Raw genomic sequence first — 1,781 nt, 5'->3', positions numbered from 1 at the left:
CCGCCCGGTAGCGAGTGTTGCGGCCGTGTCGGTGACGATACGGGCGAAGCGTACACAGCAAGCGTGTGGGGTGTGGAATTGAGCCACGTAATTCCAGATGTTGCAGGGGCCGAGACGGTCAGAAACGTCGAAGGCAATATGTGCGGCACCGCTATGCGAGGTGCCGTCGCCCTGCCGGGGTCGAAGGCCACATCACGCACGCAAGGAACGCGTCGGAACCTGGGAGATCTCCTGCCCGGCCGGGCGGCGTCAGCCGCACCGGTCCGCATCGGGAAGGCGAGGAGCCGTAGCCGATGATGAACGGACAGGAGAAGTCTGACTCCGGTATAGTAGCCATGAAGCCGACGAACAAAGCCGGGCAACCGGTGGCGGAGCCGGTGGAGCCAAGGCCGGGGACCAAGGGGAACGCGGAACAGCTTCGCATGCACCGGACACAGAGCCGGGCGCGCATGACCCAGTCGCTGGACCGCGTACGGAAAGCCGCAAGGCAAAGGAAGAAGGAACGGTTCACCGCGCTCTTCCACCACATCAATGTCGACACGCTTCGGACGGCGTTCTATGCGCTCAAGCGCAAGGCCGCTCCCGGGGTGGATGGCATGACGTGGAAGGATTACGAGGCAGACCTTGAGCCTCGGCTCGAGGACCTGCACAAACGGGTCCACAGTGGGGCGTACCGACCGCAACCGTCGCGCCGGACGTATATACCGAAGGCGGACGCAAAGCTCAGGCCGCTCGCGATTGCCGCTCTGGAAGATAAGATCGTCCAGGGTGCGACCGTCATGGTGCTCAATGCCATCTATGAAGGCGACTTCTGTGGTTTCTCCTACGGGTTTCGGCCCGGACGAGGGCCGCACGATGCGTTGGACGCCCTGTGCGTGGCGATCGAACAGCGGAAGGTGAACTGGATTTTAGACGCCGACATCCAGAACTTTTTCGGCGAAGTCAGCCAGGATTGGCTGGTTCGCTTTCTGGAGCATAGGATCGGCGACACGCGCATCATCCGCCTGACCCGCAAATGGCTGAAGGCGGGCATCCTCGAAGACGGGATCGTGACCGTGGATGACAGGGGAACGGGTCAAGGGTCGGTGATTTCGCCGTTGCTTGCCAATATCTACCTGCACTACGTCCTCGACCTGTGGGCTGAGCGCTGGCGACGGCGCGAGGCCGCTGGCGACATGATCATCGTGCGCTATGCCGATGATGTGATCGTCGGTTTCGAGCATGAGGAGGACGCTCGTCGCTTCCTCGATGCGATGCGCGCGAGGCTTGAGGAGTTCATGCTGTCGCTCCATCCGGACAAGACCCGCCTGATTGAGTTTGGTCGCTTCGCTGCGACCAACCGCAAGAAGCGCGGGCTCGGCAAACCGGAGACCTTCACCTTCCTGGGGTTCACGTTCATCTGCGGTAAATCGCGCACGGGGCGCTTCCAGCTTAAGCGGAAGACCCGGAGTGACCGCATGCGGGCGAAGCTCAAGGACATCAAGGTGGAGCTACGACGGCGGATGCATTGGCCGATTCCCGAACAAGGGAAATGGCTGAGGCAGGTCGTGACCGGGCACTTCGCCTACTACGCGGTTCCAACCAATAGCCGGGCGCCCTCAGCGTTCCGGCACCATGTGACCGACCTCTGGCGGCGCACGCTTCGGCGCCGTAGCCAGCGGGACGGCCCCACCTGGGAACGCATGAGGACGCTAGCCGACGACTACCTTCCCAAGCCCCGTATCCTTCATCCTTGGCCGAGTGTACGCTTCGCCGTCAACCACCCAAGGTAGGAGCTCCGT

1 protein-coding gene is annotated in these 1,781 nt (G+C 62.6%); it reads left to right on the top strand.

The genetic code is table 11. The annotated features are described in order from the left end of the window. Positions 1-293: 293 nt before the first annotated feature. The gene (gene ltrA, locus IEX53_RS23550; protein WP_188826600.1) at positions 294-1,772 is read left to right on the top strand and encodes a group II intron reverse transcriptase/maturase; all 1,479 of its coding nucleotides are present in this window, start codon (positions 294-296) and stop codon (positions 1,770-1,772) included. Positions 1,773-1,781: the final 9 nt, after the last annotated feature.

The organism is Paramesorhizobium endophyticum, assembly GCF_014640615.1.
In the GTDB taxonomy this organism is placed as follows: domain Bacteria; phylum Pseudomonadota; class Alphaproteobacteria; order Rhizobiales; family Rhizobiaceae; genus Paramesorhizobium; species Paramesorhizobium endophyticum.
Note: the sequence above shows the minus strand (reverse complement) of the source record. Positions and strands in the feature narration are given on the sequence as shown.